The organism is Pseudomonas sp. GW821-FHT03A09, assembly GCF_059421065.1.
Genome location: NZ_JBWKUX010000005.1, coordinates 238127 through 260984, shown reverse-complemented (window position 1 = coordinate 260984; position 22858 = coordinate 238127). Strand labels below are relative to the sequence as shown.

The window sequence follows — 22858 nt, the reverse complement described above, 5'->3', positions numbered from 1 at the left end:
CAGCCTCGATAACCCTGTTTATGAGGCTGCTGCTTTGTTCCTCCCCCCGGAGTATTCAGCCATGGCGAAAGGCTGATGCCAGGCGCGAGTGGGCATCGGTGAAGCTGGATCTCTTGATACTGGCTACTTCTCCTTCCCACAGTGGATTCAGCGGCACATGATATCCGCTGTTTTTAGCCGTTTTTATAAAATTCGCCATCTCTTTGTTGTCACGAATAATGCAGATTTCGTCGAATTGACCCAGCTTGCTCGGTAAAAAAAATGTCGCTGGATAGTTGGCGGCCTCGTCTGTTGCTGGGCTGCCGGAGTCTGCATTGTGGTGAACTACTCTCTCTCCGTTACCGATTAACTTGTTATTGATCAGTTCTATCATGTTTTTGATTCGTGGTGTCGCATTGCCAAGGTCAGGATGTTCTTTCTGATAGAAGTGCGAGGCACTTTCATAGTCTGCACGTAAGGGGGCAGGTACTTGGTAGGGGCGTGTGCCCATATGACGCTGCTTGTATTGATCAACCCGGCTCTTGAAAACACGGTGGGCGACATCGGGTACCGGGATTTTGTCCTGAGAACCGAAGTCGCTTAAATGAGGCGCGACGATGTGCAAGTCATAATCGGCCGTCATGGGTTTGCCATCTTGGTTTTTTGCCAATACTTCAACGTGCTTACCATCATGAGTAATGAGGTAGTTTTCACCTGAGGACGATGTGCGCTTGCCTTCGAACGTATACAGCTGCTGAGTGGGCGCCAGAGCGCTGAAGCGCAGCGCGCCGTGGCGTTCGCTGGATGCCAGCTGAGTGAGCAGGCCGAGGTCTATCAATTCGCCGATACGCTGTCGGGATACCGTCAACGGGATGGCAACGGCATGTCCTTCATTGATGCAGTCTTGGACTTGCTCGTTCGCCTGGGAAACTTTCCCAGGTGCATCTTTCGCAAATCTTTCAAGCTTGCTGAATGCTTGGTTTGTACAAATGAGGCCGGCTTGCGGCCCCCAATTAGCACTTTTCCCTTTGATGTGAAAGTCCTTCGTCGGGTGGCCCGCTTCTATAAGCCCGGTGGCGACGTTTTCTACCGGACGTATGCCAATGATGGTGTTAGTTGTTGCAGCTATATGTTGAAGAGGAATAAGGTGGCTGGAGACTATTCCTGTCAACTCTTCGATACGTTCAAATGAGGCTCTTACGGGATCAGTTGTCGGTTGAACGGTATTGTTCGGCTGGTTTGAGAGGGTATGTTTTAACCATTCCAAGCTGAGGGCGGAAGGAGAAATAGTAGGCGTCAGTAAACGTGTCATTGAACAACTCCCAAACATGTTTGCAAGAACATTGGCGGGTCCGTTCCAAGTGTGGGGCGTTCCTTCTGTCACGCAGGCGACTTTAATGAAAGCGTCTTTCTGTGGGGGAGAAAAAGTATGACGAAAGGTACGGAAAACTCAGGTAATAGGGTTCTAAGCCCGAATAGAGTGGCACCGACGAGATTTGTTATACGCGGACCTTGAAATTATCAGAGCGATCTTACGTTAGCTTTCTTGCTGCCTTGGGCAATAGGTATGCAAGACTGTGATCTCTGATGCCACACTGATGGGAGGAGTGTATGACGATTCGTGCAGTCGTTTTTGATTTCGGCGGTGTCCTGTTCGACTGGAGCCCGCAACACCTGTACCGCAAGCTGATTGCCGACGATCACGAACGGCAATGGTTTCTCGATAACATCTGCACCCAAGCCTGGAACACCGAGCAGGACGCCGGTCGTACCCTGGCGGAAGGCACCCGCAGGTTGATCGAGCAATATCCTCAACATGAACCCTTGATCCAGGCCTACTACGATCGCTGGCACGAGATGTTGCGCGGTCCGCTGCCCGAAGGTGTGACGATTCTCGAAGCGTTGCATGAAGCCGGCATGCCTCTGTTCGGGCTTACTAACTGGTCTGCCGAGACCTTTCCTTATGCGCGCGCCAACTACCCGTTCCTGCAGCGTTTTCGCGATATCGTGGTGTCGGGCGAGTTGAAGCAGATCAAGCCGGATGCGGCGATTTATCACGCGAGTCTCGCCCAGGTGCGCGCCCATCTACCTGATATCCAGCCCGGTGAAGTGGTATTTATCGACGATGTTGCCGGCAATATCGAAGCGGCCGTCGCTCTTGGTTGGCAGGGCATTCACCATGTGTCGGCTGAGCGTACCGCGCAGCGCCTGCGTGAGATGGACGTGAGATTCTAGCGCGCCCACTTTTCCATGGCGAAATCGACAAAGGCGCGCAGCTTGGGCAGGCGATAGCGGTCCTGGCCATAAAGCAGGTGCATGGGGCGGCTCGGCAATTGGTAGGTGGTTAGCAAGGCTACCAGCTTGCCGCTGTCCAGGTCCGGTTGTACCAGGGCATCGGCCAGCATGATGATGCCCATGCCGTTTATGGCTGCCTGGCGCAAGCCCTGCGAGCTGTTGATGATCAATGACCCGGACACCGGAACCTCTACTTCACCTTCCTCGCCGGTCATGCGCCACAGGTTGCTGGTGTCACGCCAGTTATCGTTCGCCGGGTAGGCGAACGCCAGGCAGTCGTGCTGCTTCAGGTCGTCGGGCGTCTGCGGAATGCCACGTCGCGCCAAGTACGCGGGTGACGCGCAGAGGGTCAGGGTGTAGGCCTGCATGGGCCTGGCGATCAGGCTTGAAGTTTCCAACTCGCCAAGGCGGATCGCCACGTCGAAGCCACTATCAACCAGGTCCATCCGCTCATTGCTCAGCTCTACATACAGGTTGATCTGCGGGTAGATCCGGGAAAACTCGCACAAGGCCGGGGTGAGGCGTTCGGTACCGAACACCGGTGGTGCGGTGATACGCAGGCTGCCTTTGGGAGTTTCGCTGTGGATCTGCTCCGCCAGTAGCTCAGAGTCGGCCACCAGCCCCAGCACCTCCAGACAGCGTTGGTAGTACTGCCCGCCGAATTCCGTAAGGCTTTGTTTGCGGGTGGTGCGCTTGAGCAAGCTGACCCCCAACCGTTGTTCCAGCGCGCGCATATGGTTGCCGACCATGGTGGTCGACATTCCGCACTCTTGCGCGGCGGCGGTCATGCTGCCGGTCTCCACGACCTTCACGTACACCGACATCGCCTGGAACAGATCCATTATAAAGCCCTGGTTTAAAGTCATTGCAGGAATGCGCAGTTTATCCAGCTCAGGTGGCTAACGATACTGCACCCATCACAACGATGTACTGGAGCCCGCCACCATGACCGCCGCCTGCCTGATGACCACTTATCAACCCTTGGCCCTGAGCTTCACCCGTGGCCTGGGCACGCGCCTGTGGGACCAGCAAGGCCGCGAGTACCTGGATGCCGTGGCCGGCGTGGCGGTCACCAATGTCGGGCACTCCCACCCCAAACTGGTGGCGGCCATCAGTGAACAGGCCGGCTTGTTGCTGCACACCTCCAACCTCTACAGCATCGACTGGCAGCAACAGTTGGCTCGGCGTCTGACACACTTGTCCGGCCTGGATCGCGCGTTCTTCAACAACTCCGGCGCCGAAGCCAACGAGACGGCACTGAAATTGGCGCGGCTGCACGGTTGGAAAAAGGGGATCGAAGAGCCGCTGGTGGTGGTGATGGAAAACGCCTTTCATGGCCGCACCCTGGGCACCATGGCGGCCAGCGATGGACCGTCGGTGCGCTTGGGTTTTCAGCGCTTGCCGGGGGATTTTCTCAAAGTGGGTTTTGGCGATATGGCGGCCCTGGAAGCGATCACTCAACAATTCGGCCCGCGCATCGCGGCCGTCTTGCTGGAACCGATCCAGGGCGAAAGCGGTGTGCTGCCTGCACCGCCCGGTTATCTGAAAGCGCTGCGTGATCACTGCACACGCCAGGGTTGGCTGATGATGCTCGACGAAATCCAGACAGGCATCGGCCGTACCGGCAGCTGGTTCGCGTTCCAGCATGAGGGCATTGTTCCGGACGTGATGACCCTGGCCAAAGGCCTCGGTAACGGTGTCCCCATCGGCGCTTGCCTGGCGCGTGCCGCCGTGGCGCAGTTGTTCACCCCAGGCAGCCACGGCAGCACCTTTGGTGGTAACCCGTTGGCGTGCCGTGTGGGCTGCACCGTGCTGGATATCATTGAAGAGCAAGGTTTGCTGCAGAACGCGGCGCAACAGGGCGAACGCTTGTTGGCGCGGTTGCGGGTGGAGTTGAGCGAACACCCACAGGTTCTGGCAATTCGTGGGCAGGGCTTGATGATCGGTATTGAACTGGCCAGCCCTTATCGCGACCTGGCCCAGCGTGCTGCCCAGGAACAGGGGCTGTTGATCAACGTGACGCGGGGCAAGATCATTCGCCTGCTGCCGCCGTTGACCCTGGACGCCAAGGAGGTCGAAATGATCGTGCGCGCCATCACCCGTTTACTGGATTGAAATGTTGCCTGAATGTGGGAGCAGGCAAACCAGCTCCCACAGTTGAACGGCGTGATTTTCAAAGATTTGGCCCATTCAGCCATTCCTGGTTCATGGTTTGCGTATCTCCCAAGTACTCCAACAACCACGTCATGGCCGGGGACAGTTTGTTCTGGGCCCAGGCCACGCACGACGGGCTGGCGGGGAAGGGGCGGTGCAGTTGCAACGCCACCAGTTCGCCGCGCTCGATCCACGATAAAACCTGATGCGCCGGCGCCATGCCGACGCACAGGCCATCGCGCAGGCAATCCAGGGCCGAGGCCCAGTTGGGCACCACCAGGCGACGTTGGTTATCCAGGGTCCAGGTGTCGCGCTTGGGCAGGTTGCGTGAGGTGTCGGTCATGCACAGTGAGGCGAACGGGCGCAATTGATCGTCACTGAGCAAACCCTCTACCGCCGCCAAGGGGTGCTTGGCGCTGACCACGCACAACCAATTCAACAAACCCATGTCGCGAAATGTGAAGTGGCTGGCCACCGGTACTGCGCTGGTGGCGCCGATCACAATGTCGGTGCGTTCGTCGGCCAAGGCGTCCCATACGCCGTTGTACACCTCGTATTCCAGCAACAACTCCACCTCGGGGAACTGCCGGTAGAAGTCCAGAACCAATTGCCGGCAGCGCTGGGGTTTGACGATGGAGTCCACGGCGACTTTCAATTGGCCACTCCAGCCATTCGCCACTTGCTGGCACAAACGTCGCGTGCCGAGCATTTTTTTCATCACACCACGGGCTTCGTCGATAAACAGGCGGCCGGCCGGGGTCAGTTCGACATCGCGGTGCCGACGCACGAACAGCGGCACTGCCAGCCATTCTTCAAGCTGGCGCACCGTGTAGCTGATGGCCGACGGCACGCGGTGCAATTCCTGGGCAGCAGCGCTGAAGCTGCCATGGCGCGCAACGGCGTCGACCACATCCAGAGAGTATTCGGACCACATAGGCTTGCCTTCAAAAATATTGATGAGCGCGTCCAATTATTATCGCTTCACAGCAAAACTGTCAGCCTCATAATGGGTGCCGGTCAGCAAATAGTTTGATGGCAGGTTCTCAAAGGTTTCGATGAAAAATTCTTTTGGTTTTACTGGGTATCTGGCGGGGCTGAGCATGCTTGGTTATCTCGCCATGGACATGTACTTGCCGGCGTTCGGCGCCATGGGCGAGCAGTTGCAGATTGGCGCGGGTGCCGTGGGCGCCAGCTTGAGTATTTTCCTCGCCGGTTTTGCCGTAGGGCAGTTGCTGTGGGGGCCGCTGTCTGACCGTCTGGGGCGTAAACCAGTCTTGCTCACGGGCCTGAGCCTGTTTGTGTTGGGCTGCCTGGGCATGTTCTGGGTCGAGACCGCGCCGCAGCTGCTGGCATTGCGCTTCATCCAGGCGATTGGCGTATGTTCCGCCGCCGTGAGTTGGCAGGCCTTGGTGATCGACCGCTACCCGGCCGACAAGGCTCACCGCGTGTTCGCCAGCATCATGCCGCTGATGTCGCTGTCGCCGGCCCTGGCACCGTTGTTGGGGGCGGTGGTGTTGAATCACTTTGGCTGGCAGGCGATCTTCGGCGTGCTGCTGGGCGTGTCGCTGTTGTTGCTGCTGCCAACGTTGTTCCTGCGCAAGATGCAGAAGCGTCAGGCAGAGGAGGGCGAACCTTCGCGCCTCGGCTATGGCCAGTTGCTGACCTCCCGCGTGTTCACCGGCAACGTGATGATCTTTGCAGCGTGCTCCGCCAGTTTCTTCGCCTGGCTGACCGCTTCGCCCTTCATCCTTGGCGGCATGGGTTACAGCCCGAATGACATTGGCTTGAGCTACGTATTGCCGACTCTGGCCTTCCTGATCGGTGGTTACAGCTGCCGCAGTGCGTTGCAGCATTACCAGGGCAAAACCCTGTTGCCCTGGTTGCTGGTGGCTTATTGCATCAGCATGGTGGCGTTGTACCTGGTCGCCACATTGACGGTGCCGACCCTGACTACCTTGCTGATTCCGTTTTGTCTGATGGCCCTGGTCAATGGCGCCAGTTACCCCATCGTAGTGGCGAATGCACTGATGCCGTTTGCGGAAAATTCCGGCAAGGCGGCAGCGCTGCAAAATACCCTGCAGCTGGGCTTGTGCTTTCTCAGCAGCCTGTTGGTCTCGTCGATGCTCGATCAGCCGCTGCTGATCACCGCGATTGTGATGCTGGCAACCGCGCCATTAGCGATGTTGGGTTACTGGCTGGCGCGGCCGAAGGCGGATGATTCGGAATTGGCCAGCGCTTGAACTGACAAGGCGGTCAAAAAATGTGGGAGGGGCGGTGTGACGATTCGACTTGCTCCCACATTTTGATTGGGCTCATTCAGCTAGAACGTTACTTCCATATTCAGCGTTGGCGTGGATGTGCGACTGCCCCGGCCGCCGTCCACGCCGAATTTGTTGTGCCAGTACTCGTAGCCCACCCCGAGATACAGGTTCGGCTTGACGCTTTTACCCGGCCGTACCGCCACCATCAACGCGGTGCGCATCAGCGTTTCCGGCGCGGTGTCGCGGCCATGGTAGTCCTCGCCTTTTTCCCCGACGTAATTGATGAAACCCTGGAATTTCGCCGCGTGGCTGGCGATTTCAAAGGGTCGCATCCAGGTCAGGTTGAGCATGTAGGTATCGTCGAAGGTGCGATTGGACTCTTTCGCGCCGGGGATGCCGGTGTGGTTCCGTTCCTTGTAGTACATCAGGCTCAGGTCCAGTACGCCGACGGTGTTGAACTTCAAGGTGGGGCCGATCACCAGCGCACGTTTCTTGGCTGAGGCGAAGTTGTTGTTGCGGTTGGCGTCAAAGCCCAGGGTCAGCGCGTAGTCCTTGATCAGCCCGGTGCCGAGCGGCATGTCGAATACCCGCGAGGCGTACAGTTGGTGCCGGTAGACGGCGTACACCTCACTGCCACCGTGATCGGTGCCCTTGCGTGGGTCGCGGCTATCGGAGAGGAACACATCGAGGTTCAGGTAGTTGCTGCCGTACTGGTAGCCACTGGCGTGGGTAAAGCTGTAGATGCGCTTGCTGAAATCGTCGGGGTTATTCGGGTTGGTGAAGTGTTGCCCGTAGCGAAATCCGACGCTGTTGTTCATCCATTCCAACGCGACGGCCTCCCCGCCGCCGAGGAGGGTGAGGGCAACGGTTGCGCCTTGTAATGCCTTTTTCATTATTTTAGGTCCTTTGGCGTTCTGGCTCATGACGGCCGAATTGTTTTTGTAACGCCGTTGGAGGGTATCTTGTTCAATTGATTGTATACAACTCTATGGACATCCAGTCCTAACATTGCATACAGTGCTTGCACAACAAAAACAGAGAACCCCTCACCATGACTATCCCGAAGGCGTCATCGCAGCGGCCAGAAGATGAAAATCTCGGCGTCGCTGCCAACATGGCTTACGGCCTGCAGCATGTCCTCACCATGTACGGCGGCATCGTCGCAGTGCCGTTGATCATCGGCCAGGCGGCCGGGTTATCCCCAGCCGATATCGGCCTGCTGATCGCGGCATCGTTGTTCGCGGGTGGTTTGGCGACTTTATTGCAAACCCTCGGCCTGCCGTTCTTCGGCTGTCAGTTGCCGTTGGTGCAGGGCGTGTCGTTCGCTGGTGTGGCGACGATGGTGGCGATTGTCGGCAGTGATGGTGCGGGTGGAGTGCCGGCGATTCTCGGGGCGGTGATGGCCGCGTCGTTTATCGGGTTGTTGATCACGCCAGTGTTCTCCAGGATCACCAAGTTTTTCCCGCCGTTGGTGACGGGTATCGTCATCACCACCATCGGCCTGACCCTGATGCCCGTTGCGGCGCGGTGGGCCATGGGCGGCAATAGTCGCGCAGCGGACTTCGGCAGCATGTCCAATATCGGCTTGGCCGCACTGACGCTGGTGTTGGTGCTGCTGCTGAGCAAGATCGGCAGCGCGACCATTTCACGCCTGTCGATCCTGCTGGCCATGGTGATCGGCACGGTGATTGCGGTATTCCTGGGCATGGCGGACTTTTCCGGTGTGACCCAAGGGCCGATGTTCGGTTTCCCTACGCCATTCCATTTCGGCATGCCCACTTTTCATGTGGCCGCGATCATTTCCATGTGCATTGTGGTCATGGTGACGTTGGTGGAGACCTCGGCGGATATCCTGGCCGTGGGCGAGATCATCGACACCAAAGTCGATTCCAAACGCTTGGGTAATGGTCTGCGGGCAGACATGTTGTCGAGCATGTTCGCGCCGATCTTCGGTTCGTTCACCCAGAGTGCATTCGCTCAGAACGTCGGGTTGGTGGCAGTGACCGGTGTGAAAAGCCGTTTCGTGGTGGCCACGGGCGGGGTGTTCCTGGTGGTGCTTGGCTTGCTGCCCTTTATGGGCCGCGTGATTGCAGCGGTGCCGACCTCGGTACTCGGCGGTGCTGGGATCGTGCTGTTCGGCACCGTGGCGGCCAGTGGTATTCGCACCTTGTCCAAGGTGGACTATCGCAACAACATGAACCTGATCATCGTCGCCACTTCAATCGGTTTCGGCATGATTCCCATCGCTGCACCGAACTTCTACGATCACTTCCCGACCTGGTTCGCAACCATTTTCCATTCGGGGATCAGTTCGTCGGCGATCATGGCGATCCTGCTGAACCTGGCATTCAACCACTTCACCGCCGGTAACTCGGACCAGCAATCGGTATTTGTGGCGGGGACGGAGCGCAGCTTGTGCTTTCGTGATGTGTCGGAACTGCGTGATGGCGACTACTTCAGCGGCGGCAAGTTGTTTGACGCTGAAGGGAAGGAGATTCCGTTGGTGGCCGATGCCCCCAGGAAGGCCGTAAAACCTGAAACTACCGAAGTCTAAATGTGGGAGGGGGCTTGCCCCCGATGGCTTAGTGTCAGTCACTGCATCTGGTGACTGACCCACTGCTATCGGGAGCAAGCCCCCTCCCACATTGGAATTCAACCAACCTTGAGCTCTCGATGCGGCACCGAACACGCCTCATCCAAAAACTTCACCACTGTCCCCATGCAGGCCTGGCGTTCTTCTACGTGGGGCATGTGGCTGGAGTCTTCAAACAGTGCCCAGCGCACGTCCGCGATCTCATCCAGGAACGGCTTGACCACCAACGGCGTGGCCTCGTCGTGTCGCCCGGAGATCACCAGGGTCGGTACGTTGATCGCCGACAGGCGGCCAATCACGTTCCAGTCTTTCAAGCTGCCGATGACATGAAACTCGGTCGGGCCGCTCATGGCGTGGTACACCGTCGGGTCTGAATCCACTTGGGCGAAGGTGCGCGCCACTTCTTCCGGCCACGGGTTGACGCGACAAACGTGCTGATCGTAGAAAATCCGCGAAGCGGCGAGGTATTCCGGGTCCTGGTAGGTGCCGGCCTGTTCATGCTTGAGCAGGGTTTCATGCACCCCTTCCGATAACAATTTGCGCAGGCGGTTGGCCTCGCTGACCCAGGTACGCATGCATGTCGGCGAATTGGCCGGGATGAACGCGCGCAGGCCCTTGGGCTGCAAGATCGCGTGTTCGCTGCCGAGCATGCCGCCCCAGGACTGGCCGAGGATCGCGTAGTTATCGCTGATTTGCAGATGGTCCAGCAGGTTGTCCAACTCGTCGAGGAACAGGCCGATGGTCCAGAACGACGGGTCTTTGTCGGGCAAATGAGTGGAGCGACCGTTGCCCAGTTGGTCGTAGTGAATGACCGCGTGACCGCTGGCGGCGACGTCCTTGAAGGCGTCGACGTAGTCATGGGTACAACCAGGGCCGCCATGGATAATCACCAAGGGTGTGTGGCCGGTGGTCAGGTCGCCAGTGACGCGATACCAAGTCTGGTAGGCACCAAAGGTTGCATAGCCTTCGCGGACTTTTTCGATGAATTCCATTTCGTACCCTGCTCTGAAAAAAGGATCAGGGCAACGATAGTCCGCACGAGAAGTTTAGGTAACTAGCAAAACAGCTAGGTTTTGCCGGCGAATCAATCTTCGAGCAGCCGGTAATGGGTGGCACGTACCACCGCCTGGACGCGGTTTTTTGCACCCAATTTGTGCATCGCCGAAGCCAGGTGCAAGGTGACCACTGCCAATGAACGGCTCAATTGCGTGGCGATTTCGGCCGCGGTCAAGCCATCGGCGGCCCATTTCAGACACTCGCGTTCACGCTTGGTCAAATGTATGTGTGGGTAGGTGCGTAGCTCTTTGCTGAACAACGGGTAGGCCGCTTCCTGCAAGGCATGGGTGATCAGGCTGAAATCCGCCAAGGTCTGCTGGGCGTCCTTCAATACCGTACGCGCCTTGCCGGTGCGCAAGCCGGTGAGTGACGCAAAGCCGCCACGGGGCAAGTGAATAGGCACGCTGACACCGCAGGTCAGTTGCCGATCATGCAGGTAGGTAGAGACCGGCGCGTGACAGGGGTCGATGATTTTTTGCAGCGCCGTCTCGGCTTTCGCTTCGTAGGACCAGACAAACGGCGACACTGTGCTCAGGGCCAGATGCTGCACTGGGTCGATCTGGTAAAACCCTTCGCTGCACCACAGGGCCTGCCAATCGGTCGGCGTATTGCGCAGTTGCAGTACAGAGGGGGTGATCAGTGTGCCATTGAGGTCAATGGGCACCGGGGTGTAGTCATACACCAATGCATCGAAGCCCAGTTGTTGGGCGAGGATAAACGTGTTGTCCATCTGTTCATCCAGGCTCCTGCCTGGCATGAGGCGATTATTGAAGGCGGTTAGCTTGGCCAGCATCCGTTCTGCTCCCGAATTCATTTGAATCTCGACTTGCTGCAAGTAGAATGCCACGCCCCGGCGAAGGACTGCCAGGCCAAACCTATAAGAAATACTAGGTTATGGACGCGCGGCATCCTCGGTAGTGTTGGCCTGATAAATGGCCGCTACCTGCCAGGCCGATACAACACAAGGAATGTATGCATGTGGCGTGAAATTGCCCCCGACCAGCAGTACAACGTGCAAGTCGACGGCCATAACCTCGTGGTCTACAGCTTTGGCGACGGCGATGAGGTGCTCTTGTGTCTCAATGGCGGCCCGGGGCTGCCGTGTGATTACTTGCGCGACGCCCATGGCTGGCTCAAGGACCATAACCTGCGAGTGGTCGCATTCGACCAGCTTGGCACGGGCGCATCAGCCAGGCCGACCGATGTTTCCCTGTGGGAAATCCGCCGTTATGTGGAAGAAGTCGAAACCGTGCGCCAAACCCTGGGCCTGGGCCGTGTGCACTTGCTGGGGCATTCCTGGGGTGGCTGGCTGGGGATCGAATATGCCATCCATTACCCCGAGGCGCTGAAAAGCCTGATCCTGGAAAACACCGTCGGCGACATCCCACACCTGTCCCAGGAGCTCGAACGCCTGCGCGGTGCCCTCGGCAGCGAAACCGTGGCCATGATGCAGCGCCACGAAGCCATGGGCACCCTGGATCATCCGCAGTACCAGGCCGCGATCACCTTGCTCAACTATCGCCACGTGTGCCGCCTGGACGAGTGGCCCGAGCCGGTCAAGCGCTCCCTCGGCGACTGGAACATGGGGCCTTACGAAACCATGCAAGGCCCCAACGAATTTCTCTACATCGGTAACCTCAAGGACTGGAACCGCATCCCCGAGATGGCTGAGTTCAAGATGCCGATCCTGATCACCACCGGCCAACACGACGAACTCACCCCGGCCTGCGCCATGCGAATGAAGCTGGCCGCCCGGCACGCCGAGTTGCACGTGTTCCCCAACAGCAGCCACATGCCGTTTTATGAGGAACCCCAGGTGTACTTCCCGGTATTGCTGGACTTCCTCGCTCGTCACCGAGGCTGACGGATGAACCTGGCGCGCTACCGCTTCGTACTTTCCCGGCCGCTGCAACTGCTGCCGGTGTTGTTCGGTATCAGCCTGATCACCTTCGTGCTGGTGCGCTCGATCCCCGGCGACCCGGCGCGGGCCTTGCTCGGTTCGCGCAGCACGCCGGACGCCTTGCTGAAAATCCGCGCCCAGTACGGCCTCGATCAGCCGTTGTGGCTGCAATATTTCTACTTCCTCAAGAACCTGCTCAAGGGCGATCTCGGCCAGTCGTTGTTGTACAAGGTCGATGCCTTGAAGCTGATCGTCACACGTATCGAACCGACTCTGGTGCTGGTGCTGGGCAGCGTGCTGCTGGCGCTGCTGATCGCGGTGCCGTTGGCGACGCTGGCGGCACGCAATAAAGGTGGGTGGGCGGACAATCTGATCCGAGTGTTCACCACGGTTGGCCTGGGCATGCCAGCGTTCTGGCTGGGCTTGATGCTGATTCTGTTGCTGAGTGTGCAGTGGGGTTTGTTTCCGGTGTCCGGCTATGGGCGGACCTGGCTGGATAAAGCGCACCATATGGTGCTGCCGTGTTTGACCATTGCGCTCGCGCTGTCGGCGGTGCTGGTGCGCAACCTGCGCGCCAGCATGTTGATGGAGTTGCAGGCCGACCATGTCACTGCGGCCCGAGCGCGCGGCCTGCCAGAGGCGGCGGTGTTTCGCCGGCATGTGCTGCCTAACTCCCTGGTACCGGCGGTCAACCTGCTGGCGGTGAACATTGGCTGGCTGATCAGTGGCACGGTGGTGATCGAAAGCCTGTTCGCGATTCCGGGCATTGGCCAATTGCTGGTGCGCGGCATCTTCACCCGTGACTACATGGTGGTGCAGGGCGTGGCGATGGTGCTGGCCTGTGCGACGGTGGTGGTCAACTTCCTTGCGGATGTGGTGACGGTGGCCCTCGACCCGCGAGTGAAGATGCAATGAGCAGTCGTCCACTGATCGCCCCATGGCGTTTGCGCCTGCGGTTTGGTTTTCGCAATGGTCGGCTGACTGCGGCGTGGGGCCTGTTGATTTTGTTCGGCTGGTTGGCCTTGGCGTTGTTCGCGCCGTGGATCGCCCCGTATGACCCGATTGCGCAGAACACAGACTTGAGCTTGCTGGCACCGAGCCTGGCCCATCCGTTCGGTACGGACAATTATGGCCGGGACATTCTTTCGCGGGTCATCTGGGGCGCACGCATCGACCTGCAACTGGCCGTCGTGGGAGTGATCTTTCCGTTCATGATCGGCACCTTCGTCGGCGCGGTATCCGGCTACATCGGCGGGCGTTTCGACAGTGTGTGCATGCGCGTGATCGACGTGATCCTGGCCTTCCCGTTCCTGGTGTTGATGCTGGCGATCATGGCAATCCTCGGCCCGGGCTTGAAGAGTTTCTATATCGCCATGGCGTTGGTGGGCTGGGTGTCGTATGCGCGGTTGATCCGCTCGCAGATCCTGGTACTCAAGGAAAGTGACTTCGCCCTGGCTGCCAAGAGCCTGGGCTTCGGTCATGGGCGCATTCTGTTCCGACACTTGTTGCCCAATGCGATGTTCGGTTCGATCGTGTTCTCCATGTCTGACGCGGTGCTGGTGCTGCTCAACGGCGCCGCCGTGAGTTACTTGGGCCTGGGCGTGCAGCCACCAACCGCCGAGTGGGGGACGATGGTGGCCGAAGGGCAGGCCTTTATCACCACCGCGTGGTGGATCTGCACATTCCCGGGCCTGGCCATTGTGACGCTGGCCATGGGGTTCAGCTTGCTGGCCGATGGCGTGGCGCAAGTGTTGGGGGATCGCTCATGAGTCTGTTGCAGGTCCATGACCTCAGCGTGATTGCCCATAACGCCGGACACGATGTCACGTTGGTTGACCGCGTGTCCTTCGACATGGCTGAAGGTGAAATTCTCGGTCTGGTGGGTGAGAGCGGCTCGGGCAAGACCATGGCCTGTCGCGGGCTGATGCGCCTGTTGCCGTCCCCAAATCTGCGTGTACAGGGCGGCACGGTGCGCTTGGCCGGACAGGATTTGCTGCGATTGGATGACGCCGGTATGCGTGCCGTGCGCGGCGGCCAACTGGGGATGATCTTCCAGAACCCCAGCAGCCATCTTGACCCTCTGATGCGTGTCGGTGAGCAAATCGCCGAAGGCATCCGCCTGTATCAAGGCGCGTCGAAAAAAGACGCACGCCTGCAAGCTATCGAGGTGCTGCGCCAGGTCGGCATTCCCGATCCCCAGGCGCGGGTCGACAATTATCCTCACGAGTTTTCCGGCGGCATGCGCCAGCGCGCGATGATTGCAGTGGCGTTAGGCTGCAATCCGAAAGTGCTGATTGCCGACGAGCCGACCACAGCCCTGGATGTGACGGTGCAAGCGCAGATCCTGCGCCTGCTGCTGGACCTGCGCGACCAGCGTGGCCTGTCGATCATCATGATCACCCACGACCTCGGCGTGGTGGCGCAGACCTGCGATTCCATTGCGGTGATGTACGCCGGACGGCTGTGTGAACATGGCAGCAAGTACGACTTGCTGGCCCATCCGCAACACCCTTACACCGCCGGCCTGATCGATTGCCAACCGGCCCACAGCAGTGGCCACGCCTTGCTGCGGACCATTCCCGGCCAGCCGCCGTTGTTGGACGCGTTGCCGGAGGGATGCCGCTTCAGTCCACGCTGCCCACAGGTCGGCGCGCTGTGCACCGAGCGGTTGCCCGAAGGGGCGCGGGTGGCGTGTCACTATCCGTTGGGAGGCCGCCCATGAGCCTGTTGCAGATCAAGGATCTTGAGGTGCGCTTTGCCGCGTCCGGCACCGGTTTGTTCGGCCTGAACAAGCAGTGGGTGAGGGCGGTCAATGGTGTCTCGCTGAATCTGGCCGCCGGTGAAACCCTAGGGTTGGTCGGTGAATCAGGCAGCGGTAAGAGCACCTTGGGCCGGGCGATCTTGCACCTCAACCCGATCAGTGCCGGGCAGGTGCTGTTCGATGGCATCGACATGGCCCACGGCAGCGCCATCGACATCACCCGCCTGCACCATGAAACGGCGATGATCTTCCAGGACCCGTACGCTGCGCTGAACCCACGCCACACGATTGGAGAAACCATTGCCGAAGTGTTGCGCGTGCAACGCAAGGTGGCCCCCAGTCAGGTCTCCGCTCGCGTTAACGAGCTTCTTGAACTGGTCGGCCTGCGTCCCGAGTTGGCCAATCGTAAGCCGGGCTCCCTCAGTGGCGGTCAGTGCCAGCGTGTGGGTATTGCCCGCGCACTGGCGGTGGAGCCGCGCTTGATCATTGCCGATGAGTGCGTGGCGGCGCTGGATGTGTCGATCCAGGGCCAGATCATCAACCTGCTGCTGGAACTGCAGCAGAGCATGAACCTGGCGATTCTGTTTATCGCCCATGACCTGGCCATTGTGCGTCGCCTGTGCGATCGCGTGGCGGTGATGTACCTGGGCAAGATCGTCGAAGAAGGGCCGGTGGAAGCGGTGTTCACCGCGCCACGCCATCCGTATACGGCGGCGTTGATCGAGGCGATTCCCGAGATCGACCCGCACCGGCCGTTGCCTGCAGAACCGTTGCCCGGCGAGCCGCCGAGCCCGTTGAATTTGCCTGCGGGTTGCGCCTTTCACCCGCGTTGCCGGCACGCTCGGCCCCAGTGTTCCGTAGTGTTGCCGCCTACCCATTTCCTGCACGAGCATCGGTACAGTTGCGTGCTTGAAGAACCGTTGACCCTTTCTGCCGTCTATCAACAAGGAGTTCAGACATGCAATCCCGTCACTTGAAGTTGCTCGCCGCCGCCACATTGACCGCTTGGTCGCTGACGGCCGGGCTGGCCCATGCCGCCGGCGTCCTGACCATCGGCTGCCGTGAAGACAGCACCACGTTCGACCCGATCAAAAGCGCGCAAAACCGCGATACCTGGGTATTTGCCAACGTCTACGACACCCTGGTACGCGTGGACAACCTGGGCACCAAAATGGAGCCGGGCCTGGCTGAAAGCTGGGACATTTCCAAGGATGGCCTGACCTACACCTTCAAGCTGCGTGATGCGAAGTTCTCCGACGGTTCGCCGATTACTGCCGACGATGCAGCATTCAGCCTGTTGCGCATCCGCGACAACAAGGCTTCGCTGTGGAGCGACCCGTTCAGCCTGATCAACACGGCCAAGGCCGCAGATGCGAAAACCCTGGTGGTCACCCTGAAAACCCCAGCCGTGGCCTTCCTCTCGCAATTGGCGTCGCCGACGGTGTCGATCCTGTCGGAAAAGGCCATGACTAAAATGGGGGAAGACGCCTATTCGGAAAACCCGGTGACCTCCGGCGCGTTTACCGTGGATGAATGGCGTAAGGGTGATCGTGTAATCCTCAAGAAAAACCCGAACTTCTGGCAGGCCAAGAACGTGAGCCTGGACGGCGTGGAATGGGTGTCCGTCACCGACGACAACACCCGCATGCGCATGGTGCAGAACAACGAGCTGGACACGGCGATCTTCGTACCGTTCTCCCGTGTTGAAGAGCTGAAGAAAGACAAGAACGTGGTCATTCATGCCGACCCGTCTACCCGCGAAGATCATCTGCTGATCAACCACGCCCACGGCTTGCTGGCCAAGCCGCAAGTGCGCGAAGCGCTGGACATGGCCATCGATAAACAATCGCTGGTGAAGACTGCCACTTACGGTCAAGGCACCGTGGCTTACTCCTACATCCCGAAAGGCTCGCTGTACCACTACGCCAACAACCTGCAACGCCCCTATGACCCGACGGCGGCCAAGAAACTGCTGGCCGATGCGGGGGCTCAGGACTTGAAGCTCAACTACGTGGTCAACGCCGGCAACGAAGCCGATGAGCAGATCGCGGTGATCATCAAGGACCAACTGGCCAAGGTCGGCGTGACCGCCAACCTGCAAAAGGTCGACCCGACCCAGAGCTGGCAGATGTTGGTGGACGGTGAGTACGATATTTCGGTGATGTACTGGACTAATGACATTCTTGACCCGGACCAGAAGACCACTTTCGTACTGGGCCATGACACCAACCAGAACTACATGACTCGCTACAAGAACGACAAGGTCAAGGACCTGGTGGCCCAAGCGCGCATCGAGGCCGACCCGGCCAAGCGTGAGCAGATGTATGTCGAACTGCAGAAGCTGGCGAAACAGGATGTGAACTGGATTGACCTGTACTACAGCCCTTACATCAACATCTCACGTAAGAATGTGAGCAACTTCTTACAGAGCCCGTTGGGGCGCTTCACCCTTGAGGAAGTGGTGAAGAACTAAGGAACACCGCAATAAAAAATGTGGGAGGAGGCTTGCCCCCGATTGCAGTAGTTCAGTCACTGTATCTGTTGACTGATCCTCCGCTATCGGGGGCAAGCCCCCTCCCACATTTGGTTTTTGGTGCGTCAGTTATTGCGCGTCGAACGCCTGGCCATTGATGCCGGCACTGTCCGGCCCCATCAGGTACAGGTACACCGGCATGATTTCTTCCGGTGCGGGCCGTTCCATCGGGTTCTCCCCTGGGTACGCCTGGGCCCGCATGCTGGTGCGCGTGCCGCCTGGGTTGATGCTGTTGGAGCGTACTGACGCCACATCCTCAAGCTCATCGGCCAGGGTTTGCATCAAGCCTTCGGTGGCGAATTTCGATACGCCGTAAGCGCCCCAATAGGCCCGACCCTTGCGCCCGACGCTGCTGGAGGTGAACACCACCGACGCATCCTGGGACAGCTTGAGCAATGGCAGCAGAGTGCTGGTGAGCATGAACATCGCGTTGACGTTCACATGCATCACCCGCATGAAGTTCTCACCGGACAACTGTTCGATCGGCGTGCGTGGGCCGATGATCGAGGCGTTGTGCAGCAGGCCGTCGAGGTGGCCGAACTCCTTTTCGATCATCGCCGCCAGCTCATCGTATTGATGGGGTAGGGCAGTCTCCAGGTTGAACGGAATCACCACGGGTTGCGGTTGGCCTGCGGCTTCGATCTCGTCATACACCTGGGCCAGGTTGGCTTCGGTCTTGCCCAGCAGCAACACGGTGGCGCCATGGGCGGCATAGGTCTTTGCCGCCGCCGCGCCAATCCCGCGACCGGCGCCGGTCACCAGGATCACCCGGCCTTTGAGCAGTTCTGGACGTGCGGAGTAATCAAACATAAACAACCTCGACAGAATTCACAGTGATACAGCGCTCAATGTGGAATCCAATTCCTGTGGGAGCTGGCTTGCCTGCGATAGCGGAGTATCAGTCAGCAGAAGTGTTGGCTGGCAGGCCGCTACCGCAGGCAAGCCAGCTCTCACATTGACATCAGCGGTTTTGAGATATGTAAGCAATCAGCAACTGCACAGTGCGCTATCTAGCACCTTGCGCAGTTCCAGCGGGTGATCCACCACCACATCGGCCCCCCAGTTGCGTGGGTTGTCGTCCGGGTGGATGTAGCCGAACGTGACCGCGGCGGTGCGGGTGCCAGCGTCGCGGCCGGACTCGATGTCACGCAGGTCGTCACCCACGAACAGTACGCTGGCCGGGTCCAGGTCGAGCATCTTGCACGCCAGGATCAGCGGTTCCGGGTCCGGTTTGCTGTTCTTTACGTGATCCGGGCAGATCAGCAGTGCCGAGCGCTCGGCCAGGCCCAACTGCTGCATGATCGGTTCGGCAAAGCGCAGCGGCTTGTTGGTGACCACGCCCCACACCAGCTTGGATTTTTCGATGTCTGCCAGCAGCTCGCCCATGCCGTCGAACAACTTGCTGTGGATCGCGCAGCCCTGGAGGTAGCGCTCCAGGAACTCCAGGCGCAATTCTTCAAAGCCTGGGGATTCCGGGTCCATCGAGAACGTCACTGCCACCATCGCCCTTGCACCGCCGGAAATTTCATCGCGGATGTGCTGGTCGTTCATCGGTGGTAGGCCGCGATCGGCGCGCATCGCCTGGCAGATGGCGATGAAGTCCGGCGCCGTGTCCAGCAGGGTGCCATCCATATCGAAGAGAACTGCTCGCAACTTCACAGGCTTACTCCTCGCGCAGGGTCTGGATCATGTAGTTGACGTCAACGTCGTTGCCCAGCTTGTAATGCTTGGTCAGCGGGTTGTAGGTCAGGCCGACGATGTCCTTGACGGTCAGCCCGGCCTGACGGCTCCAGGCGCCCAGTTCGGAAGGGCGGATGAATTTCTTGAAGTCATGGGTGCCGCGCGGCAGCAGTTTCATGATGTATTCGGCGCCGATGATGGCGAACAGGTAAGCCTTGGGGTTGCGGTTGATCGTGGAGAGGAACACCTGGCCGCCCGGCTTGACCATGCGGAAGCAGGCGCGGATCACCGACGACGGGTCTGGTACGTGCTCCAGCATTTCAAGGCAGGTGACCACGTCGAACTGCTCCGGCATCTCTTCAGCCAGGGCTTCGGCGGTGATCTGGCGATATTCCACGCTCACGCCGGACTCCAATTGGTGCAGCTGGGCCACGGCCAGCGGGGCTTCGCCCATGTCGATGCCCATTACGGTGGCACCGCGCTGGGCCATGGCTTCACTGAGGATGCCGCCGCCGCAACCGACATCCAGGACCTTCTTGCCGGCCAGGTTGACGCGTTCGTCAATCCAGTTGACCCGCAGCGGGTTGATGTCGTGCAGGGGCTTGAATTCGCTTTCGCGGTCCCACCAGCGGTGAGCCAGGGCTTCGAATTTGGCGATTTCGGCGTGGTCGACGTTGCTCATGGTGAATCCTCTAAATCTGATAAATCGGTTTGCAGGTGTTGGACGCGCAGCGCCAAAACCGACGTTATTCGTTGTGCCCGCTGATGCGTCGGCCCCACTCAGTCGCCGAGGCGATCAGCTCTCGTTCGTTCATGCGGGTCAATCGCCGGTCGTCGAGCAACTGCTTGCCGGCGACCCAAAGGTGTTTCACACAATCGCGCCCGGTGGCATATATAAGCTGTGAGACCGGGTCGTAGATCGGTTGTTGTGCCAGCCCGGACAGATCGAAGGCCACCATGTCGGCGGCCTTGCCGACCTCCAGCGAGCCAATCTCGCTCTCCAGGCCCAGGGCACGGGCGCCATTCAGGGTAGCCATGCGCAGGGCGCGATGGGCATCCAGTGCGGTGGCTGATCCGGCAACGGCCTTGGCCAGCATCGCGGCGGTGCGGGTTTCACCCAACAAGTCCAGGTCATTGTTGCTGGCGGCGCCGTCGGTACCGATCGCTACATTGATCCCTGCTTGCCACAGGCGTTCCACCGGGCAGAAGCCGCTGGCCAGTTTCAGGTTCGATTCCGGGCAATGGATGATGCTGGTGTTGCTTTCTACCAGCAAAGCCAGGTCATCCTCGCTGATTTGGGTCATATGAACGGCCTGGAAGCGCGAGCCCAGCAGTCCGAGGCGGCCCAGGCGCGCCAGTGGGCGCTCACCAGTTTGTTCGACGGCCTGCTGCACTTCGAAGGCGGTTTCGTGCACGTGCATATGGATCGACGCGTCCAGCTCTTCGGCGATCACCCGGATTTTTTCCAGGTTGTCGTCGCACACGGTGTAGGGCGCGTGGGGGCCGAAGGTGATCTTGATGCGCGGGTGATGCTTGAGGTCGCCGAACAGCTCTACGCCCTGGCGAATCGCTTCATCGGCATTGGCGGCGCCGGGAATCGGGAAGTCAAGGATCGGAATGGCAATCTGCGCGCGCATGCCACTGTTGTGCACGCAGTCGCTGGCGACCTTGGGGAAGAAGTACATGTCGGAGAAGCAGGTGATGCCACCTTTAAGCTGTTCGGCGATAGCCAGGTCGGTGCCGTCGCGTACAAAGGCTTCATCGACCCATTTGGCTTCGGCGGGCCAGATGTGTTTTTCCAGCCAGGTCATCAGCGGCAGGTCATCGGCCAGGCCGCGAAACAGACTCATGGCGGCGTGGCCGTGGGCGTTGATCAGCCCGGGGCTGAGCAGCATGCCCGGCAGTTCGCGGGTTTCTTTGGCGGCGAGCTTCAAGGCGGCGTCGCGAGGCCCGATAAACGCGATTCGCCCGTCGCGAATGCCCAGGCCATGCGCTTTGAGCACCACACCAGCGGGTTCGACGGGTACCAGCCAGGTTGGCAGTAGCAATAAGTCGAGGGGGGCGGCAGTGGCGGTCATCGCAGGCTTCTTCCCAGGCAGCTATAAAAGAAGGGCGAAGTATACCCGAGCGTCCTGGCTGGCGGATCGCTATAATCGGCGGCTTTTGTTCATGAGTGCGGGGTAAGGGATGCGCGACCGACTGTTGGCTGCAGAGAAAGTAAAGGCCATCGATTGGCGTGATGGCGCGCTGCACCTGCTTGATCAGCGTGCGTTGCCGTCCCGGGAACACTGGATCACCTGCACGACAGTCGATGAGGTGGCTCAGGCGATCCGCTCGATGGTGGTGCGTGGCGCGCCGGCCATCGGTATCAGCGCAGCCTATGGGTTGGTGCTGGCGGCCCGTTCCCGACTCGCCGAAGGCGGTGACTGGCAGGCTGCGTGGGAGGAGGACTACGCACTTCTGGCCGACTCCCGCCCGACCGCGTCGAATTTGTTCTGGGCCCTCAAGCGCATGCGCGACCGCCTGGATCGCGTCAAGAAACACGCTGATCCGTTGGCTGCGCTGGAAGCCGAGGCCATTGCGATCCATGAGAGCGATCGGGAAGCCAACCTCGTGATGGCTCAGCTGGGTGTCGAGCGGATTCGTAAACACCAAGGCAACGCCCAGGCGATTCTGACCCACGGCAACGCAGGCGCCCTGTCTACCGGTGGCGTCGGTACGGCACTGGGGGTGATTCGTGCGGCGTTCCTGGAGGGCTTGGTCGAGCAGGTCTATGCCAACGAAACCCGCCCCTGGCTGCAAGGTTCGCGGCTGACAGCCTGGGAACTGGCGGGCGAGGGCATCCCGGTCACGGTAAACGCCGACTCTGCGGGTGCCCATATTCTCAAGACCAAAGGCGTGACCTGGGTGATCGTCGGTGCCGACTGCATTGCCGCCAATGGCGATGTGATCGGCAAGATCGGCACCTATCAGTTGGCGGTGTGCGCCATGCACCATGGTGTGCGCTTCATGGTGGTGGCGCCGAGTTCTACCCTCGATCTGATGATGGCCACAGGTGATGATGCCGCCTTGGAAGAGCGCGATGCCAGTGAGTTGTTGGACGTCAATGGCCAGCGGTTGGAGGTGAATGCCTTCAACCCGGTGTTTGATGTGACCCCGGCAGACCTGATCGATGTGATCGTGACTGAAAAAGGTGTCGTCGAACGGCCTGACACGGCCAAGCTGGCCAAGTTGATGTGCCGTAAGCGGCTGCATTGAGGGCTGTAGTGCCTGTCAGATTGTAATCGGGGGCAAGCCCCCTTCCACATTTGAATGTGTTCACAGCCCAAGTGTGGGAGGGGGGGCTTGCCCCCGATTGGTCATCAAAGTCAATAATTCTCTCGGATCTGCCCCCTTAAAATTGCATCAACCCAGCTCTGAGCCCCTCTCGTCCCCCTCAAGCCTGTCATCCGTCAACTTACTATGCTCCATGCGCATCAGGGGGATAGGTGCGTGGCGGCGATTGTGATAACATCCGGCGGTTTCCAGGGCTGCCCCGAGGGGTTGCCTATAACGCGCAGATCCGTGTCATAACTCGTTGATTTGTCGTAAGTCGTTGTCAGGCACTTGCCGGCAGCGGCGAGCTTCGTTCGTCCCATATGGATGT

The 22858-nt window shown here is 59.5% G+C and carries 21 protein-coding genes; 11 read left to right on the top strand and 10 right to left on the bottom strand.

Going from position 1 to position 22858, the window contains the following annotated elements; translation table 11 throughout:
* Positions 1 to 55: 55 nt before the first annotated feature.
* Complete coding sequence (locus tag AC07V4_RS11520) at positions 56 to 1291, bottom strand: anthrax toxin-like adenylyl cyclase domain-containing protein (RefSeq protein ID WP_492636226.1); 1236 nt, start codon at positions 1289 to 1291, stop codon at positions 56 to 58.
* Positions 1292 to 1590: 299 nt separating this feature from the next.
* On the opposite strand from AC07V4_RS11520, the gene AC07V4_RS11515 reads away from it, so the two are divergent.
* Positions 1591 to 2214, top strand: coding sequence for an HAD family hydrolase (locus tag AC07V4_RS11515; protein WP_492636227.1), 624 nt, complete (start codon positions 1591 to 1593; stop codon positions 2212 to 2214).
* Here AC07V4_RS11515 and AC07V4_RS11510 read toward each other — a convergent pair.
* A complete protein-coding gene (locus tag AC07V4_RS11510) occupies positions 2211 to 3116 on the bottom strand; it encodes a LysR family transcriptional regulator (protein ID WP_492636228.1) in 906 nt (301 codons plus the stop codon). The two genes, AC07V4_RS11515 and AC07V4_RS11510, sit on opposite strands and share 4 nt — an antisense overlap.
* Positions 3117 to 3219: 103 nt before the next feature.
* On the opposite strand from AC07V4_RS11510, the gene AC07V4_RS11505 reads away from it, so the two are divergent.
* On the top strand, positions 3220 to 4389 hold the full coding sequence (locus AC07V4_RS11505; protein ID WP_492636229.1) for an aspartate aminotransferase family protein: 1170 nt from the start codon (positions 3220 to 3222) through the stop codon (positions 4387 to 4389).
* 58 nt (positions 4390 to 4447) lie between these two features.
* On the opposite strand, the gene punR is transcribed toward AC07V4_RS11505, so the two are convergent.
* Positions 4448 to 5362, bottom strand: coding sequence for a DNA-binding transcriptional activator PunR (gene punR, locus AC07V4_RS11500; RefSeq protein WP_492636230.1), 915 nt, complete (start codon positions 5360 to 5362; stop codon positions 4448 to 4450).
* Positions 5363 to 5483: 121 nt separating this feature from the next.
* On the opposite strand from punR, the gene punC reads away from it, so the two are divergent.
* On the top strand, positions 5484 to 6668 hold the full coding sequence (gene punC, locus AC07V4_RS11495) for a purine nucleoside transporter PunC (RefSeq protein ID WP_492636231.1): 1185 nt from the start codon (positions 5484 to 5486) through the stop codon (positions 6666 to 6668).
* Positions 6669 to 6748: 80 nt separating this feature from the next.
* Here the strand turns inward: punC and AC07V4_RS11490 are convergent, their stop codons facing one another.
* A complete protein-coding gene (locus AC07V4_RS11490) occupies positions 6749 to 7582 on the bottom strand; it encodes a nucleoside-binding protein (RefSeq protein ID WP_492636232.1) in 834 nt (277 codons plus the stop codon).
* A 158-nt stretch (positions 7583 to 7740) separates the two neighbouring features.
* On the opposite strand from AC07V4_RS11490, the gene AC07V4_RS11485 reads away from it, so the two are divergent.
* Positions 7741 to 9243, top strand: a complete 1503-nt coding sequence (locus AC07V4_RS11485; protein ID WP_492636233.1) for a nucleobase:cation symporter-2 family protein — start codon at positions 7741 to 7743, stop codon at positions 9241 to 9243.
* 98 nt (positions 9244 to 9341) lie between these two features.
* On the opposite strand, the gene AC07V4_RS11480 is transcribed toward AC07V4_RS11485, so the two are convergent.
* Both AC07V4_RS11480 and AC07V4_RS11475 read right to left on the bottom strand, forming a co-directional pair.
* Entirely contained in the window at positions 9342 to 10274 is a 933-nt protein-coding gene (locus tag AC07V4_RS11480) for a proline iminopeptidase-family hydrolase (protein WP_492636234.1), read from the bottom strand.
* Positions 10275 to 10366: 92 nt separating this feature from the next.
* Positions 10367 to 11131: a LuxR family transcriptional regulator gene (locus tag AC07V4_RS11475; protein WP_492636235.1), complete on the bottom strand. Its 765-nt coding sequence runs from the start codon at positions 11129 to 11131 to the stop codon at positions 10367 to 10369.
* A 183-nt stretch (positions 11132 to 11314) separates the two neighbouring features.
* Between AC07V4_RS11475 and AC07V4_RS11470 the strand changes: the two genes are divergently transcribed.
* From AC07V4_RS11470 to AC07V4_RS11445, 6 genes are read left to right on the top strand one after another with little or no spacing between them, the layout of a single operon-like run.
* Positions 11315 to 12202 (top strand): proline iminopeptidase-family hydrolase, encoded by an 888-nt coding sequence (locus AC07V4_RS11470; RefSeq protein WP_492636236.1) that lies wholly within the window; start codon positions 11315 to 11317, stop codon positions 12200 to 12202.
* A gap of 3 nt (positions 12203 to 12205) precedes the next feature.
* Entirely contained in the window at positions 12206 to 13153 is a 948-nt protein-coding gene (locus AC07V4_RS11465; protein WP_492636237.1) for an ABC transporter permease, read from the top strand.
* On the top strand, positions 13150 to 14007 hold the full coding sequence (locus tag AC07V4_RS11460) for an ABC transporter permease (RefSeq protein ID WP_492636238.1): 858 nt from the start codon (positions 13150 to 13152) through the stop codon (positions 14005 to 14007). The genes AC07V4_RS11465 and AC07V4_RS11460 overlap by 4 nt, the downstream gene beginning before the upstream one ends.
* Positions 14004 to 14960, top strand: coding sequence for an ABC transporter ATP-binding protein (locus AC07V4_RS11455; protein ID WP_492636239.1), 957 nt, complete (start codon positions 14004 to 14006; stop codon positions 14958 to 14960). The genes AC07V4_RS11460 and AC07V4_RS11455 overlap by 4 nt, the downstream gene beginning before the upstream one ends.
* On the top strand, positions 14957 to 15976 hold the full coding sequence (locus AC07V4_RS11450) for an ABC transporter ATP-binding protein (protein WP_492636240.1): 1020 nt from the start codon (positions 14957 to 14959) through the stop codon (positions 15974 to 15976). Before AC07V4_RS11455 ends, AC07V4_RS11450 begins: the two co-directional genes overlap by 4 nt.
* On the top strand, positions 15958 to 17472 hold the full coding sequence (locus AC07V4_RS11445; protein WP_492636241.1) for an ABC transporter substrate-binding protein: 1515 nt from the start codon (positions 15958 to 15960) through the stop codon (positions 17470 to 17472). The genes AC07V4_RS11450 and AC07V4_RS11445 overlap by 19 nt, the downstream gene beginning before the upstream one ends.
* A 129-nt stretch (positions 17473 to 17601) precedes the next feature.
* Here AC07V4_RS11445 and AC07V4_RS11440 read toward each other — a convergent pair whose 3' ends face one another.
* The 4 genes from AC07V4_RS11440 to AC07V4_RS11425 form a co-directional block, all read right to left on the bottom strand.
* Positions 17602 to 18342: a YciK family oxidoreductase gene (locus AC07V4_RS11440; RefSeq protein WP_492636242.1), complete on the bottom strand. Its 741-nt coding sequence runs from the start codon at positions 18340 to 18342 to the stop codon at positions 17602 to 17604.
* 177 nt (positions 18343 to 18519) lie between these two features.
* Positions 18520 to 19191, bottom strand: a complete 672-nt coding sequence (gene mupP / locus AC07V4_RS11435; protein WP_492636243.1) for an N-acetylmuramic acid 6-phosphate phosphatase MupP — start codon at positions 19189 to 19191, stop codon at positions 18520 to 18522.
* Between the two features lie 4 nt (positions 19192 to 19195).
* The gene (ubiG, locus tag AC07V4_RS11430) at positions 19196 to 19894 is read right to left on the bottom strand and encodes a bifunctional 2-polyprenyl-6-hydroxyphenol methylase/3-demethylubiquinol 3-O-methyltransferase UbiG (RefSeq protein ID WP_492636244.1); all 699 of its coding nucleotides are present in this window, start codon (positions 19892 to 19894) and stop codon (positions 19196 to 19198) included.
* Positions 19895 to 19958: 64 nt separating this feature from the next.
* Positions 19959 to 21290 (bottom strand): TRZ/ATZ family hydrolase, encoded by a 1332-nt coding sequence (locus tag AC07V4_RS11425; RefSeq protein WP_492636245.1) that lies wholly within the window; start codon positions 21288 to 21290, stop codon positions 19959 to 19961.
* A 109-nt stretch (positions 21291 to 21399) separates the two neighbouring features.
* Here AC07V4_RS11425 and mtnA point away from each other — a divergent pair, with 109 nt between their 5' ends.
* Positions 21400 to 22470 carry an S-methyl-5-thioribose-1-phosphate isomerase gene (gene mtnA, locus AC07V4_RS11420; protein WP_492636246.1) on the top strand — a complete coding sequence of 357 codons (1071 nt, stop codon included), beginning with the start codon at positions 21400 to 21402 and terminating at the stop codon, positions 22468 to 22470.
* Positions 22471 to 22858 lie beyond the last annotated feature (388 nt).